The sequence below is a fragment of the Aeromonas sp. S13(2024) genome, assembly GCF_041402405.1.
GTDB classification, from domain to species: domain Bacteria; phylum Pseudomonadota; class Gammaproteobacteria; order Enterobacterales; family Aeromonadaceae; genus Aeromonas; species Aeromonas veronii.
This window is the reverse complement of record NZ_JBGLRA010000001.1, coordinates 689,492-704,532: the sequence shown is the minus strand read 5'-3', so window position 1 is coordinate 704,532 and position 15,041 is coordinate 689,492. Positions and strand designations below refer to the sequence as shown.

Annotated in this window: 12 protein-coding genes; 3 read left to right on the top strand and 9 right to left on the bottom strand. The window is 56.7% G+C overall.

All coding sequences use genetic code 11. The annotated features are described in order from the left end of the window. Nucleotides 1-135 precede the first annotated feature (135 nt). Nucleotides 136-2,922, top strand: coding sequence for an insulinase family protein (locus ACB042_RS03105; RefSeq protein ID WP_371177761.1), 2,787 nt, complete (start codon nucleotides 136-138; stop codon nucleotides 2,920-2,922). A 331-nt stretch (nucleotides 2,923-3,253) separates the two neighbouring features. On the opposite strand, the gene ACB042_RS03100 is transcribed toward ACB042_RS03105, so the two are convergent. Further along, on the bottom strand, nucleotides 3,254-3,901 hold the full coding sequence (locus ACB042_RS03100) for a thiopurine S-methyltransferase (protein WP_371177760.1): 648 nt from the start codon (nucleotides 3,899-3,901) through the stop codon (nucleotides 3,254-3,256). Between the two features lie 283 nt (nucleotides 3,902-4,184). Beyond that, nucleotides 4,185-5,555, bottom strand: coding sequence for a leucine-rich repeat-containing protein kinase family protein (locus tag ACB042_RS03095; protein WP_371177759.1), 1,371 nt, complete (start codon nucleotides 5,553-5,555; stop codon nucleotides 4,185-4,187). Between the two features lie 319 nt (nucleotides 5,556-5,874). On the opposite strand from ACB042_RS03095, the gene ACB042_RS03090 reads away from it, so the two are divergent. Together ACB042_RS03090 and ACB042_RS03085 are read left to right on the top strand one after the other, a co-directional pair. Then, a complete protein-coding gene (locus ACB042_RS03090; RefSeq protein ID WP_371177758.1) occupies nucleotides 5,875-6,639 on the top strand; it encodes an SDR family oxidoreductase in 765 nt (254 codons plus the stop codon). Nucleotides 6,640-6,690: 51 nt separating this feature from the next. Then, nucleotides 6,691-7,518 (top strand): bifunctional transcriptional activator/DNA repair enzyme AdaA, encoded by an 828-nt coding sequence (locus ACB042_RS03085; RefSeq protein ID WP_302246047.1) that lies wholly within the window; start codon nucleotides 6,691-6,693, stop codon nucleotides 7,516-7,518. Nucleotides 7,519-7,837: 319 nt separating this feature from the next. On the opposite strand, the gene ACB042_RS03080 is transcribed toward ACB042_RS03085, so the two are convergent. From ACB042_RS03080 to ACB042_RS03050, 7 genes are all read right to left on the bottom strand, one after another. Next, the gene (locus ACB042_RS03080; protein ID WP_323969816.1) at nucleotides 7,838-8,638 is read right to left on the bottom strand and encodes a hypothetical protein; all 801 of its coding nucleotides are present in this window, start codon (nucleotides 8,636-8,638) and stop codon (nucleotides 7,838-7,840) included. 78 nt (nucleotides 8,639-8,716) lie between these two features. Beyond that, nucleotides 8,717-9,010, bottom strand: a complete 294-nt coding sequence (locus tag ACB042_RS03075) for a hypothetical protein (protein WP_323969817.1) — start codon at nucleotides 9,008-9,010, stop codon at nucleotides 8,717-8,719. A 134-nt stretch (nucleotides 9,011-9,144) separates the two neighbouring features. Further along, complete coding sequence (locus ACB042_RS03070) at nucleotides 9,145-9,765, bottom strand: hypothetical protein (protein ID WP_323969818.1); 621 nt, start codon at nucleotides 9,763-9,765, stop codon at nucleotides 9,145-9,147. Nucleotides 9,766-10,102: 337 nt separating this feature from the next. Then, nucleotides 10,103-10,375: a hypothetical protein gene (locus tag ACB042_RS03065; RefSeq protein WP_005337011.1), complete on the bottom strand. Its 273-nt coding sequence runs from the start codon at nucleotides 10,373-10,375 to the stop codon at nucleotides 10,103-10,105. A 379-nt stretch (nucleotides 10,376-10,754) separates the two neighbouring features. Continuing rightward, nucleotides 10,755-12,344: a glutamine-hydrolyzing GMP synthase gene (gene guaA / locus ACB042_RS03060; RefSeq protein ID WP_371177757.1), complete on the bottom strand. Its 1,590-nt coding sequence runs from the start codon at nucleotides 12,342-12,344 to the stop codon at nucleotides 10,755-10,757. A gap of 84 nt (nucleotides 12,345-12,428) precedes the next feature. Further along, a complete protein-coding gene (guaB, locus tag ACB042_RS03055) occupies nucleotides 12,429-13,892 on the bottom strand; it encodes an IMP dehydrogenase (RefSeq protein WP_005360033.1) in 1,464 nt (487 codons plus the stop codon). 264 nt (nucleotides 13,893-14,156) lie between these two features. Further along, a complete protein-coding gene (locus ACB042_RS03050) occupies nucleotides 14,157-14,792 on the bottom strand; it encodes a YitT family protein (RefSeq protein WP_236357839.1) in 636 nt (211 codons plus the stop codon). Nucleotides 14,793-15,041: the final 249 nt, after the last annotated feature.

Here is a 15,041-nt window from a genome sequence, read left to right as displayed (position 1 = left end):
GATAGCCGGGGGATCTTACCCCGCCACGGGTGTGGAAACAATTGCGCTACCTCTCAGAAAAGGGTTTGCCTGACGGGATAGCGGGGTCGATAATCATGTTTAAATTCAAATAAATCCAACGTGAGTCACACGCCAATGAGCCCATATGCCAGTCCCAATGACCATCGGCAATACCATTTTCTGGAGCTGGCCAACCGGCTCAGGGTCTTGTTGATTTGTGATCCCGACACAGACAAATCCGCCGCCTCACTGGCGGTCAATACCGGCCATTTTGACGATCCCGCCGACCGGCAGGGAATGGCCCATTTTCTGGAGCACATGCTGTTTCTCGGCACCTGCACCTACCCCAAGCCTGGTGAGTACCAGCAATTTATGAGCCGTCATGGCGGCAGCAACAACGCCTGGACCGGTACCGAGTTCACCAACTTCTTCTTCGAGATCGACAACGGCTTCTTCGAAGCGGGGCTGGATCGCTTCTCCCAGTTCTTTATCTGCCCCACGTTTGATCCGGAGTGGGTTGACAAGGAGCGCAACGCGGTCGACTCCGAGTATCGCCTCAAGCTGCAGGATGATATGCGCCGCAGCTATCAGGTGCATAAAGAGACGGTCAACCCGGCGCACCCCTTCTCCAAGTTCTCGGTGGGCAACCTCGATACCCTGGCCGATCTGCCGGGACGGGATCTGCGCTCCGACCTTATCCGTTTTTACGAAAGCCACTACAGCGCGGATCGCATGGCGCTGGTGATGATCTCGCCGGAATCCATCGATACCCAGTTGCAGTGGTGCTGTCGCTACTTTGCTCCCATTTTGAATCGCAATTTGGGAACCCCGCCCCTCACCATGCCACTCTACCGGCTCGATGATCTGGGCGTGCGCATCCACATCAATCCGGTCAAGGAGACCCGCAAGCTGTCGCTCAGCTTCCCCTTGCCCAATGTGGACGAGTTTTACGACAAAAAGCCCCTCACCTTCCTGAGCCATCTGATCGGTTATGAGGGGGATGGCAGCCTGCTCTCCCTGCTCAAGGCAAAAGGCTGGGTCAACCAGCTCTCGGCAGGTGGTGGCATCAGCGGCGCCAACTTCAAGGATTTTGGCGTCAACTTCGGCCTCACCCCGCTCGGCCTTGAACATGTGGACGACATCCTCGCCGCCCTGTTTGGCTATCTGAAACTGATTGGCCGCGAAGGGCTGCAGAGCTGGCGCTATGACGAAAAACGGACCGTGCTCGAATCGGCGTTCCGCTTCCAAGAGCGCGGCCGCCCCCTCGATACGGTGTCGGGGCTGGTGCTCAACCTCTTTAGCTACAAACCTGAGGATCTGCTCTACGGCGACTACATGATGCGCGAATATGACGAGCCGCTGATCCGCCGCTTCCTCGCCAAGCTCACCCCGCACAATTTGCGTATCACCATCACTGCGCCGGAAGTGGCGACCGATCGGCTGGCCCGCTGGTATCAGACCCCCTACAGCGTGGCGACCATTACCGAGGCCGAGAAAATTCGCTGGCAGCAGAGCGAGCCGGATCCGGCGCTGGCGCTGCCCAAGCCCAACCCCTTTATCAGCAGCCGGCTCGATCCACGTACGCCCGAGCTTGCCGCCGACATGCCCGCCTGCCTTATCGATCGCCCCGGTTTTCGCCTCTGGCACCTTCATGAGCACCTGTTCAGCGTGCCCAAGGGCAATCTCTATATCTCCATCGACAGCGAACATGCGGTCAAAAATCCGCGCAATATCGCCATGGCGCGCCTCGCCGTGGAGCTGTTGGCCGACCACCTCAACGCCCTCACCTATCCGGCGGAGCTGGCGGGGCTGGGTTACCAGATCTATGCCCATCAGGGGGGCTTTACCATCAACCTGAGCGGCTTTGCCGACAAGCAGCCGCTGTTGCTCGACATGATCCTCGGCAACCGCACCCTGGGGTATCCGGATCCGGGTCGCTTCGCCGAGATCAAGGAGCAGCTCATCCGCAACTGGGACAACCAGTCCAAGGCGCGCCCCATCTCCCAGCTCTTCAACCAGCTCACCAGTTTGCTGCAACCCAACAACCCGCCGTTCGAGCAGTTGCTGCGCCACCTGCGCACCGTCGAGCTGGAGGAGATGCCCGGCTTCGTGGCCCAGCTGTTTGGCGAGGTGCATGTCGAGGCACTGGTACACGGCGACTGGACTGCCGCCGAGGCGCTGGAGCTGGCCGCCCTGATGGAGCGTCACCTGAGCGATATCAATGGCACCAGCAGCAAGCCGAGCGGCGAGACCCGCCGCCCGCTCATCTCCATTCAGGACAGGGGCACCCTTATTCGCGAACAGGGTTGTGATCACGAAGACTCGGCACTGCTGGTCTACTACCAGTCCCGCACCACCCGGGCGCGGGATCTCGCCTGCTTCACTCTGGCGAACCACATCATGTCCTCTACCTTCTTTCACGAGCTGCGCACCCGCCAGCAACTGGGTTATGTGGTGGGCGCCGGTAACCTGCCCCTCAATCGCCATCCGGGCCTGATCTTCTATATCCAGTCGCCGGTGGCAGGGCCGCAGATCCTGCTCGATGCGGTGGAGGAGTTTATCGACCTCTTCCCGCTCGCCATGCTCGAATTTACCGAGCAGCAGTGGCAGGAGAGCAAGGCAGGGCTGCAAGCCCAGCTGAGCGAGCGGGATGCCAATCTGCGCAGTCGCGGCCAGCGGTTGTGGGTCAGTATTGGCAACAAGGACCTGGGGTTCGATCAGCGGGAACGGGTCTGCGATGAGGTGGGCAAGTTGAGCCGCGCCGATCTGGTGCGCTTTATCACCCAACTGCGCTCGCGCACCTCCGATCGACTGATCCTCTGCAGCTATGGTCAGGGGCACGAACATGACGAGCGGATCACCGGCCAGTTTATCGACAATCCACGGGCATTTCGGCTCAATGCCGCCACCTTCGAGGCCTGATCAGGCCTCGCACTCCCCCGTTTTTCCTGCCCACGGCATATCGCAGGCAATAAAAAGCCGACCCATCTGGGTCGGCTGGAAAAACCATAACAATTGCGACCAAAGCCGCCAAAAGTGAACATGAGCGTGAAAATCAGACACTGAGTTGCTGATCAGCAAGCGGGAAAGACCCGATACTCGCTTTGCAATGCCAACAGTGATTGAGAAACAGCCTCATATTAGGCACTCCCCCCGCCAGTCACGTTGATCTACGTCAAAGGAGGTAGCGAAGAGCGCACAGCCCGACGATTTGTCGGCGCAGATCACCCTTTGGCCGCCCGTTAGCTGTCCGTTAGCCACGGCGAACCAGCCGGTAGGCCACCTCATCGAAGTAGGAGAGCTGGCCCGACAACACCCGCGGGTGATCCACCTCGGCGGCGCGCCCCAGCACCTCGATGCGAAAATCCCGTTCAAACAGCGCCCGCACCTCCATCTCCCCCACCGAGAAGGGGGGCTGACTCTGCTGCTCCGGCTGATATTCAAGGGTCACCAGCAGGATCTGGCCACCGGTCTCGACCAGCGAGCTGATCAGGGCCGCATACTGGCGGCGCATCGCGGTCGGCAGGGCGATCAGCGCCGCGCGGTCATAGACCAGCCGGTAACGGCGACCCAGACTCGGGGCGGCGAAAAAATCCCCCTGAAAAATGCGCATGCTGTCCACCTGATGGCACTGATAAGGGCCCACCTCGCTCACGGTCGCGGCGAGCTGGTTTTCACTGAAGAACTGACTGACGGCAAGGCTCGATAGCTCGAAACCGTCGACCGGATGACCCTGAGCGCTCAGCCAGAGCATGTCACGGGACTTGCCGCACAGGGGAACCAGCACCGGCTCGTCCGCTTGCTGGGCCGACCACCAGGATTGCAGCCAGTGGTTGAAGTCCGCCTGATGAAAGCCAATCCGGTTCTCTTCCCAACGCTGATGCCAAAACGCAGCTTCCATCGTTATTAACCTTCTGTACTAAAGATGCCTCAATATCACAACTTAACCGGCACCGCGCAACCCTCTGCCCTCCCCTTTTTGCCGCGCAGTCTCTGCGTGTTATCGGGCGAATGACGGGACATCCCCTTGCCGTGCGCCTCGCTGTCGCAATGATCGCTATTAGGTACGTTTATGACGGGCAGAGGCACACCACCCCCTGCAAAAACGTCATGGGTGTATGGCGATGAAGGAATAAAAGGAGTGGCGTTGGCAGGCCAAACCGTGCCTGCCAACGCCAGAAAGATCACGACAGCGTGGCGCGAGCGGCCACCAGCTGGCGCTCGATATAAGCAAAATCGGGACGATCGGCGGGGAGTTCCGAGAGGCAGGCCGCTTTGAGCTGATGCAACTCATCAAGCGGTGAGTCTTGCGTATCGCAATGGGCCAACAGCTCTTCCAGCAGGCAACCAAAGGCGCGCACTTCCAACCGCTCAAGTCCTACGGCCCGCTCGCGGTCGCAGCGGTCATATAAGGAAGCGGCGCCAAAATCCCCCAGCAGAGCGCGAGCCGGGACGTCAGGCCCGCGGGTAAACAGAATATTGTGGCCGTAGAGGTCCCCGTGCATGATGCCCGCGCGGTGCAGATGGCCTGCCACCGAGGCGATGCCGTGGGCCATCGCCAGCGCATCCGGCACACTCAGATGCAGCCCCTCGGGATAGACATCCCGGGTGCAGGAGTCCAGGCTCGGCGGCCCGGCCAGATTGGCAAAGGCCGGATCGATCAGCTCCATCACCAGCGCCGGAATGCCGGAGGGGTGATCCGCCACCTTGCCCATCACCTTGATAAGGTTGGGATGAGTGCCCGCCGCCAACGATGCCGCCATCTCGCAGCGGGGCAGCCCGTCGCTGGTCACCGCCCCCTTGAACAGCTTGACCGCCACCTGACAACCATCACCTCTGTCGCTCGCCTGAGTCACTTCATCAGCAGGATTGCCCACAAGGGTGGCGCGATGGATAACGCCGGATGCTCCCTGCCCCAGCAACTCGCCCAGCGCCAGCGTCTCCCAGGAAAGGGGTTCTACATGGGCATCATCGATGGCCCGTGCCTCCTCCCCTTCACTAAAGGGGTTGCCGGAGTAGGCAAGCCATGAAAGGCGCGGCAGCGAGAGCAGCCACTCGGGGAAGCGTTCGATGCGGTTGGCGGCGATGCGCAGCAGCTCCAGCTTGTGGCAGTTGGCAAGGCTGGCCGGCAACTCGCACAGACGGTTGCCCGCCAGCATCAGCTTTTGCAGAACGTCGCACTGGCCCAGCTCATCAGGCAGCCGCTCAATTGCGTTATCGGTCAGGATCAGCCAGCGCAAACCGGCGGGCAGCGCCTTGGCCGAGACGGTAGCAATCCGGTTGGCCTTAAAACCCACCATGGTGAGCGCCGGACAGCGCCCCAGCACCTCGGGCAGCTCGGTAAAGCGGTTCTCGGAGCAGAAGATGATGCGCAGTTTGCCAAGCCCGGCCAGCTCGTCAGGGAGCGTGCTTAGCTGGTTGCCGGTCAAATCCAGCACCTCCAGCGTCTCTTTCAGGCTCAAAATCTCGGTGGGGAACTCCGTCAGGTTTTCACAAAGCTTCAGATGGCGGGCACCGCACAGTTCACCTGCGCGCAGCTGTTCCAGAGTATGCATAACCGTTTCTCAATCCTGATGATCTGTCTGATGGTGTAGCCAGCCATCAGCGCGCCGAGCCTGGGTCCGGCGATTTTAAAGGGGGGCATTATAAAGAATTCAGGGCGCAGTTCGCCCCTTTTGTTGCCGCAAAGGCCTGTATCGACATGTAGCAAAACGATTCGGGAACAAAGAGAGCAAGATTCGGGTCGTTCCAGCGAGGAGTGGTTGCCATAGTGGGGGCCAAACCCAAGTCGGTTGGAACCTATTGGGGTTCCAACCCACAGCCAACCCTGTGCCCCACTGATTTGGCGCACAACACACCTGCGAGGGAACAGCCATGTCATTACTGTCCAACAAGGTCGCCATCATCACCGGCGCCAGCTCCGGCATCGGCCGCGCCAGCGCCATCCTGTTTGCCCGCGAAGGGGCCAGCGTCGTCGTCGGCGCACGCCGCCAGCCCGAGCTGGAGCTACTGGTGGAGGAGATCCACCATGAGGGGGGCCTGGCGGTGAGTCTGGCGGGGGATGTGAAAAGCGAGACTTACGCCCGCGACCTTGTTGATCTCGCGCTAACCCGTTTCGGCGGGCTCGATATCGCCTTCAACAACGCAGGTACCACAGGCATGCCGGGCAGCGTAGAGCAGCTTGAGCTGACGCAGTGGCAGGAAATTCTGGATACCAACCTCACCAGCGCCTTTGTGGGAGCCAAGTACCAGATCCCCGCCATGCAGGCTCGCGGCGGTGGCTCGCTTATTTTTACCTCTACCTTCGTCGGCCATACCCTGGGGCTGCCCGGCATGGCGGCCTATGCGGCGAGCAAGGCAGGCCTCATTGGCCTGACCCGGGTGCTGGCTGCCGAGTATGGGGCACAAGGGGTGCGGGTCAACGCCCTGCTGCCGGGGGGCACCGACACCCCCATGGGGCGGGCTTTTGCCAATACGCCAGAGAGCCTCGCCTTTGTGCAGAATATGCATGCCCTCAAACGGCTGGCCCAACCGGAGGAGATCGCCCGCTCGGTCCTCTATCTCGCGTCCGATGCATCCAGCTTTACCACCGGCATTGCCCTGCTGGCCGATGGTGGGGTATCTATTTGTCGCACATGACGTTGTCGCCCCCAAGATCCTGCGACCGAAACCTTATCGTGAGAGCGCCTTATGTCTGATTACGCCCGCATCGCCGATGCCATCCGTTTTATCGCAAGTCAGGTGGAGCGCCAGCCCACTCTGGACGAGATAGCGGCGCACGTTCACTTAAGCCCCTTTCACTTCCAGCGGCTGTTCAGCCGCTGGGCCGGAGTGACGCCCAAACGCTATCTGCAGGTGCTGACCCTGGAGCGGGCCAAGGCACTGCTGCAGGAGTCGCGCCCGCTGCTGGAGGTGGCCGATACTCTGGGCCTTAGCAGCGGCTCGCGGCTCTACGATCACTTCGTGCAGCTCGAAGCGGTAACGCCGGGCGAGTACAAACAGCGCGGGGCCGGGCTGGTTATCGATCACGGGGTACACGACACCCCCTTCGGTCAAGCATTCGTCGCCCTGACACCACGGGGGGTGTGCAACTTCTCGTTTCTCGATGACAAGGCCCCAGAGGCGCCGCTGGCCGCCCTCGCCCAGCACTGGCCTGCGGCAAGGCTGCAAGAAGCGCCATCACGCACCCAGAACGTCATCAACACCATGTTCGATGGCAGCAAGGCGCCGGATCGCCCCATCTCATTGCACGTGAGCGGCACCAATTTTCAGATCAGCGTCTGGCGGGCGCTGCTGCAGATCCCGCCCGCCAAGGTGGTGAGCTACGCCCAGGTGGCGAACGCCGTCGGCAACCCCAAAGCCGCCCGCGCCGTGGGGCTGGCGGTAGGCGCCAACCCCGTCGCCTTGATGATCCCCTGTCACCGGGTCATCCAGCAAAACGGCAAGCTCGGCGGCTATCACTGGGGCGAAACCCGCAAACAGGCGATACACGCCTGGGAAGCGGCGAGGTATGAGTGAAGGTGGGCTTTTTCTGCCCGGCCTGATAAGGGTGACGAAACAGGAGTGTTGGTAGTGAGTCAGCAGACAATCAGGCAGCGCCAGACAAGCGGGCGGCGATATAAAACGGGGACATAAAAAGATTCGGGGCGCAAATCGCCCCTTTTATTGCTTTGGCGAGGCTCCGCGCTCAGCCGCCCCACCCCAGCAAATTAACGAAACACGTAGGGTGCAATAAGCGCAGCGCATTGCACCGTTTGCCGAGCGGCTTTTGTGCAAGGTATGAGGAACAAAAGTAGAGGTGCAATTTCATTGCACCCTACGGCACTTGAACCAACTGTTATGTTTTTACGATAACTTCTTTTGTAGAGTAAACAATAAAGCTAAGCAGTGAAAAACATTTCAGAGAGTTTATCTCTGTACCATAATCTAAATGTTTTCGATGGCCATGCAATATTCCATTTCGGTTTGGAGCTTTGCTTTTGGCTTGCACGCTGCTTTTAGATATTCCTGCGTTGTGGTGATTTTTAAGTTTAAACGGCTCAAGAAATATGTCGGTAAGCATATTTGCCTCAATCTCATCTGATTCTATTAATTCTTTAATTCTTTCCTCTGTATTGTTACCCGTAAAAAGGAAGCTTTTAAGCGACTCGCAGCAAATCCCATCTGCTTGGGCAAAGAAAAGAGGTATAGCGGCAATATAGTTCCCTGACTTGTGCAGGCTAAAGGCGGTTTGTAGAATATGCGCTCGATTGGGACAAAGCTCTATTATTTTTTGTGTGATTTCTTCCCAGTCGGCGTTGAGGTGCATGATCATCAACTCGTCAACAGATTGCGGCTCTGATTCTGGGGTGTAGAAAAAGGTAAACCAATTTGGATACCAGCCACTTTCAGCCATTACCGCGACATCTGCCTTTCTTGCTTTTTGCCAGCGCTGAGCGGCCTCTGCAACCTTGGCCATTGTAGTCGCAACCTGTGCAAGAAAAGGCTGACTTGCGTTTAATGCTCTAGATACTGGCGCTAGGATTTCATTAATTCTCTGAATATATGGTGGCAACACCCTATTTAGGCGTTCAGTTATTTCCTGCACAGGAGCAGTGACTCGATCTATTTTTATAAGGATTTTATTGTGATCATTCATTTGGCAATTTACATAACTTTTAATTAAGGGGCTGGCTTTAGCCAGCTCCACTTTAATGATGGGGTATGCATGACAGACTTAACCAACTGATGCATTGGATGAAATGTCAGTTTCACCTGACAAGTTAATAATCTTACCAGACACCATACCTGTGACTGTGAGCTTACCGCCATTATTCGTTATGTTACCTGAAACCATACCTGGAATTTCTACAACAGCGCCTTGCTCAATAGTCAGGTTTTTTGTAATCAAACCGTACAGTATGAGATAGCCACCAGATTTAACCGTTACATTGCCCGCAAACATACCGTGCATTTTAAAGTCCGTGGAAATCTCAACATCACCTTCAACTTTGCCATTTTCAATCTGCATAAAATCTCCTTAATGCATAATGCCCACTTAAAAGGTAAACAGCACTACAGAATAATATAGTAACCACATAAACCAACGCATAGTAAAAATTCCACGCATTGCGAATCACTCTTCAATGCTTTGTTAGGCAAGAATTACAACGTGGATAAGATGTTTCTAATCACCCAAGTAAAGTTTTGGAAGAACACTATTATGATAAGAAGGAAACCTATTGCATATGATGCAAAACATGCCGAAAATGATTTTCGGCGCTCTTTATCTGCCGCCCAATGAAGATTCCAAAATACACTTTGGACATACTCTTTGCCTTCGTACTTGTAACCTTCATGTTCAATCATTGATGACTCAAGGTCACTTTTGAACTCTTCATAATCAATATTAATATCTTCGGCATAGCGTCTCATGTGCCATTCCGGCTTACCTTCACTATCAAATGCTGCAAATGTTGGATAATCTTTTATCAATTTAGGGCAGCGGGCTTGATAAATGATTGTTGCCAAAGAAAAAAGTAGTGCTGAAAAATAGAACAAGCGCCAAGAAAAAGGCAATCCAATATTTACTTCAAACGTATAGTTGAACACAGTAACTGTTGCTATATCGCTTGCTAGAGATAAAACCTTTGCCAGAATTGGCACTATAAAAATCCAAATATACATGGATGAAATAATTTTCACATCTTTAACCTGATTTAATTGAGACCAATTAAACTCGATTTTTTTAACTCGTTCTAGATATTTTTCAACATATTCTGACACGAATACCCCTCTTATTTTGTGCCTAGTTTTCCTAATAGGAATTCGATGGAAGGCAGTACTAATTTGATAGCAAAGCCTTCCGTAATAAAGCTGTTCGATACAAGGTGACGGTTTTCAAACGACAATCATAACAAGCAAGAGAGGCGGGAAAAAGAGGGAGATAATAGTTTCCTGAGCAAGATCAACAAATTAATCAATAAGTACAAATACCGACCACACATCAGACGTAACTGGTAGTGGAAATAAGAAAGACGCCCTAAGGCGTCTTTCTTATTTTCAGGGTTTGAAGCAAACCGGTTAGGAGATTTCCCCCTCCCCACCTTGCCCCACCACCCAATCAAATCGGGGTAATGGAGGTGATATGGGCATCCCCGTCCAGTGATTTGAAGATCTGCACCACGGCTTCGCCATGGATCGGTTTGGCAAGCGGCACAGTGCTCTTGCACTTGAAGCGGTAGTTGGTGCCAGCCACCACCTGGGTGGAGACTTCAAAGGGTACGTACTGCACCCCGACAAATCCTTTAAGCGCCTGATCAAATACCGCCTGATCCTCGGCGGTCAGCTTGTGATATGCGGTCCATCCACCCACCAACACTGCTTGTTCTGACATATCAAACTCTCCGTGCTCTATGATCCCGACTCGTTTGGCCGTTCGGGCTGCGCCCCGTTGATTCAAGTGGTTTCCGGTCTCCACCGGGGTGTCATCACTGCCGGTTGGCGCGATGACGATGGGCCCGTTTGCGCAGCTATCTGCAACTGGATCAGCCCTCCCCCTTGCCACGAGCCACTGTTGACATCGGGCTCAATTGGCATGAGAGAGCCTAGTTCGGGATGGCAAAAATGCCCCTGTCACATATGACAGGGGCAAGGTGGCGAAAAAGCTGCTCGAAAAAAGAAGATGTGTTGCGCAAACGATTGAGAAAAGAAAAGACGCCTCAAGGGCGTCTTTTTTCATTTTTATGCTCGAAGGGCAGAACGGCGCGAGCCGCTTATTCCCATTCGATGGTTGCGGGCGGCTTGCCGGATACGTCGTACACCACGCGGGAGATACCATTGATCTCGTTGATGATGCGGTTCGATACGTGACCGAGGAAGTCGTACGGCAGGTGAGCCCAGTGGGCAGTCATAAAGTCGATGGTTTCGACGGCGCGCAGGGCAATGACCCAGTCATATTTACGACCATCGCCCATCACGCCAACGGAGCGCACCGGCAGGAACACGGCGAACGCCTGGCTGACCTGGTTGTAAAGGTCGGCTTTGCGCAGCTCTTCGATAAAGACCGCATCGGCGCGGCGCAAGATATCGCAGTACTCTTTCTTCACTTCGCCAAGGACGCGCACGCCCAGACCCGGGCCCGGGAACGGGTGACGGTAGAGCATGTCGTAGGGCAGACCCAGCTCGAGGCCAACGCGGCGTACTTCGTCTTTGAACAGCTCGCGCAGCGGCTCGACCAGACCCATCTTCATCTCTTCCGGCAGGCCGCCGACGTTGTGGTGAGACTTGATGACGTGGGCCTTGCCGGTCTTGCTGGCAGCGGATTCGATAACGTCCGGATAGATGGTGCCTTGCGCCAGCCACTTGGCGTTTTTCAGCTTTTTCGCTTCATCATCAAACACTTCAACGAAGACGCGGCCGATGATCTTGCGCTTGGCTTCCGGCTCGTCAACACCGGCCAGGGCAGAGAGGAAGCGCTCTTCCGCTTCAACCTTGATGATGTTCAGACCAAAGTGATCGCCAAACATCTCCATCACCTGCTCGCCTTCGTTCAGACGCAGCAGACCGTTGTCAACGAAGACGCAGGTCAGGCGATCGCCGATGGCGCGGTGCACCAGCATGGCAACCACGGAGGAGTCGACACCGCCGGAGAGACCGAGGATCACTTCATCGTCGCCCACCTGCTCACGGATGCGGGCAACGGCGTCGTCAATGATGGTGGCCGGGGTCCAGAGGCATTCGCAGCCGCAGATGTCTTTGACGAAGTGCTCCAGCATGCGGGCACCCTGACGGGTGTGGGTCACTTCCGGGTGGAACTGCACGCCGTAGAAGCGCTTGGCTTCATTGGCCATGGCCGCGTGCGGGCAGGTCGGGGTCTGGGCGATGGTGGTGAAGTCGGCCGGAATGGTGGTGACCTTGTCACCGTGGCTCATCCAGACATCCAGCAGGGCATTGCCGTTGTCGGCGATGGCATCTTCGATGTTGCGCAAGAGGGCGCTGCTCTTGCCAGCTTCGCCCAGCACTTCCACCTTGGCGTAACCGAATTCACGCTCGGTAGAGGATTGCACCTTGCCACCCAGCTGCTCGGCCATGGTCTGCATGCCGTAGCAGATGCCGAAAACAGGGACACCGGCGTTAAACACATACTCGGGGGCACGGGGGCTGCCCGCTTCGGTGACAGACTCGGGGCCGCCGGAGAGGATGATGCCGTTCGGATTGAATTCGCGGATCTGCTCTTCGGTTACGTCCCAGGCCCACAGTTCGCAGTAGACGCCGATTTCGCGCACACGGCGGGCGATCAGCTGGGTGTACTGGGAACCGAAGTCGAGGATAAGGATACGGTGCTGGTGAATGTCTTTAGTCATTTTATTCCTGCATCAGGCTGATGTTGTCACAAAGGGCACGGGATAAAAAAAGGGTGGAAAAACGGGGCGCAGGGCCCCGTTTTATCAGCCCATCCGATAGTTGGGGGCTTCTTTGGTAATGGTCACATCGTGGACGTGGGACTCTTTCATCCCGGCGCCGGAGATGCGCACGAACTCAGCCTTGGTGCGCATGTCGTCGATGGTGGCGCTGCCGGTCAGGCCCATGGAGGAGCGCAGGCCGCCCATCTGCTGGTGGATGATCTCTTTGAGGCGACCCTTGTACGGCACGCGGCCTTCGATGCCTTCCGGCACCAGCTTGTCGGCGGCGTTGTCGGTCTGGAAGTAGCGGTCGCTGGAGCCTTTGGACATGGCGCCCAGGGAACCCATACCACGGTAGGATTTGAAGGAGCGACCCTGATAGAGCTCGATCTCGCCCGGCGCTTCTTCAGTACCGGCGAACATGGAGCCCACCATGACGCAGCTGGCGCCCGCGGCAATGGCCTTGGCGATGTCGCCGGAGAAGCGGATACCGCCATCGGCAATCACCGGAATACCGGTGCCTTCCAGCGCGTCAACAGCGTCGGAGATGGCAGTGATCTGGGGCACGCCCACGCCGGTCACGATACGGGTAGTACAGATGGAGCCCGGGCCGATACCGACCTTGACGGCGTTGACACCGGCAGCAGCCAGCGCCTTGGCGCCCGCAGCGGTCGCCACGTTGCCACCGATGATCTGCAGATCCGGATAGGCGTCGCGAGTAGCCTTGATGCGATCCAGCACGCCCTGGGAGTGGCCGTGGGAGGAGTCGATCAGCAGCACGTCAACACCGGCTTCTACCAGCGCGGCGACGCGCTCTTCGTTGCCAGCACCGGCACCGACCGCAGCACCGACCCGCAGACGACCCTTGTCATCTTTACAGGCGTGGGGCTTGCGCTCGGCTTTCTGGAAATCTTTAACGGTGATCATGCCCTTGAGTTTGAAGTCGGCGTTCACCACCAGCACTTTTTCGATACGGTGCTTTTGCATCAGGGCAACCACCTCTTCGCGAGGGGCCCCTTCACGCACGGTGACCAGACGATCTTTCTGGGTCATGATCTGTTCAACGGTCTGGGAGAGGTCAATCACGAAGCGCACGTCACGGCCGGTGATGATACCGACCAGCTGATTGCCGTCAGTCACCACGGGGTAACCGGCGAAGCCATTCTTGTGGCTCAGCTCCTTGATTTGGGCGATGGTCATGTCAGGGCGCACGGTGACGGGGTCAGTGACCACGCCGCTCTCGTACTTCTTGACCTTGCGCACTTCGGCAGCCTGCTGCTCGATGGACATGTTCTTGTGGATAAAGCCGATACCGCCTTCCTGGGCCAGTGCGATAGCCAGACGGGCTTCGGTCACTGTGTCCATGGCAGCAGAGATCATCGGGATGTTCAAGCTGATAGCGGAGGTCAGCTTGGTACGCAGATCGGCAGTATTGGGAAGAACTTCGGAGTGGGCGGGAACCAACAGTACATCGTCGAAGGTTAACGCTTCTTTGGCAATCCTGAGCATGGCAATATCTCACCGTTGAGGAAGTGGGGGTGTAAAATATTGCCGACGAAGTTTACTCACGCATTGGTCACTGGTAAAGAAGTTTTTTGAATTTTTTATGGCATAGCCCTCTTTTAGGCGGCCAACGGCGCAAAAAACTAATAAATTCAGCTGTAATCATGCCTTTTTTCAGGACAAGATGATCTTTTTTGTCGTTGAGCCCCTTTCTCCCTCCAACCTCCCGGAACAGCATTTTCAATGATCCAATTATGTGCAGCCGGGTGTTCAGTTTCCCTGATAGCGACCTGGCTTGTGCCAATTCATCAGCATGGCGTTCATCGCCAGCGCACTCAGGGTGGACCAGAGCAGCAAGGGCAGTGGCAAGGTGAGCAGGGAGAGTGCAAACACCAGCACATCAAGCACCATCTGGCTCTTTCCCGCGTTGATGCCAACGCGCCGTTGCAGCCAGAGCGTTACCACCCCGGTGCCACCCACGGAAGCATTGTGGCGCGCCAGAGACAACACCCCCATGCCGAGAAAGGTCCCCCCTACCAAGGCGGCAAACAGTGGGTGGACATAGCTCACCGTCAGCAGCAGCGGTACCGCCTGGGTGGCCGCCGAGAGGGTAACGTTGACGATCAACGTCTTGATGGTGAAGGCGCGCCCCATGGTGAAGTAACAAAACACCATGAAGGGCATGTTGACCATGAAGAACAGAACCCCGATGGGCAAACTGCTAACATGGGCGAGCAGCAGGGCGATGCCCGCGATGCCACCGGTGATCATGCCGGAACACTTGAGCAGGTTGAGACCGACCGCGATAAACATGACCCCGAGCACCATGCCGTAAACATCGTCCTTGAGGGTGTGGGCCAGGGCTTTGGTCGCCGGCTCGGGCGACATGGTCATCTCACTTTCCATATGACTCCTTTCCATGTTTGCTGTGACATCAGGGCACCTGTCACTGGGCCGAAGGTGTGGGCATACTCGGGCGCCCTTGCCATTTCCCCTGCCGGTCCCCCTGCCGACATCACAAGACTCAGCAAAAAAAACGCCAATCAACACAAGCATCCAGGATAGGCTGAAAAATCAAATTTAAATTCCGACATTCTGCCTATGACAGGAGCAACACACCCATTCATGGGACAAACATCAGGCTGCATCAGCATG

Excerpts from the sequence above, each read along its gene's own strand:
- ACB042_RS03065 (WP_005337011.1), bottom strand. The coding sequence starts at position 10,375 with ATGTCAGAACAAGCAGTGTTGGTGGGTGGATGGACCGCATATCACAAG.
- ACB042_RS03075 (WP_323969817.1), bottom strand. The coding sequence starts at position 9,010 with ATGCAGATTGAAAATGGCAAAGTTGAAGGTGATGTTGAGATTTCCACG.
- ACB042_RS03090 (WP_371177758.1), top strand. The coding sequence starts at position 5,875 with ATGTCATTACTGTCCAACAAGGTCGCCATCATCACCGGCGCCAGCTCC.
- ACB042_RS03095 (WP_371177759.1), bottom strand. The coding sequence starts at position 5,555 with ATGCATACTCTGGAACAGCTGCGCGCAGGTGAACTGTGCGGTGCCCGC.
- guaB (WP_005360033.1), bottom strand. The coding sequence starts at position 13,892 with ATGCTCAGGATTGCCAAAGAAGCGTTAACCTTCGACGATGTACTGTTG.
- guaA (WP_371177757.1), bottom strand. The coding sequence starts at position 12,344 with ATGACTAAAGACATTCACCAGCACCGTATCCTTATCCTCGACTTCGGT.
- ACB042_RS03100 (WP_371177760.1), bottom strand. The coding sequence starts at position 3,901 with ATGGAAGCTGCGTTTTGGCATCAGCGTTGGGAAGAGAACCGGATTGGC.
- ACB042_RS03085 (WP_302246047.1), top strand. The coding sequence starts at position 6,691 with ATGTCTGATTACGCCCGCATCGCCGATGCCATCCGTTTTATCGCAAGT.
- ACB042_RS03105 (WP_371177761.1), top strand. The coding sequence starts at position 136 with ATGAGCCCATATGCCAGTCCCAATGACCATCGGCAATACCATTTTCTG.
- ACB042_RS03050 (WP_236357839.1), bottom strand. The coding sequence starts at position 14,792 with ATGGAAAGTGAGATGACCATGTCGCCCGAGCCGGCGACCAAAGCCCTG.
- ACB042_RS03080 (WP_323969816.1), bottom strand. The coding sequence starts at position 8,638 with ATGAATGATCACAATAAAATCCTTATAAAAATAGATCGAGTCACTGCT.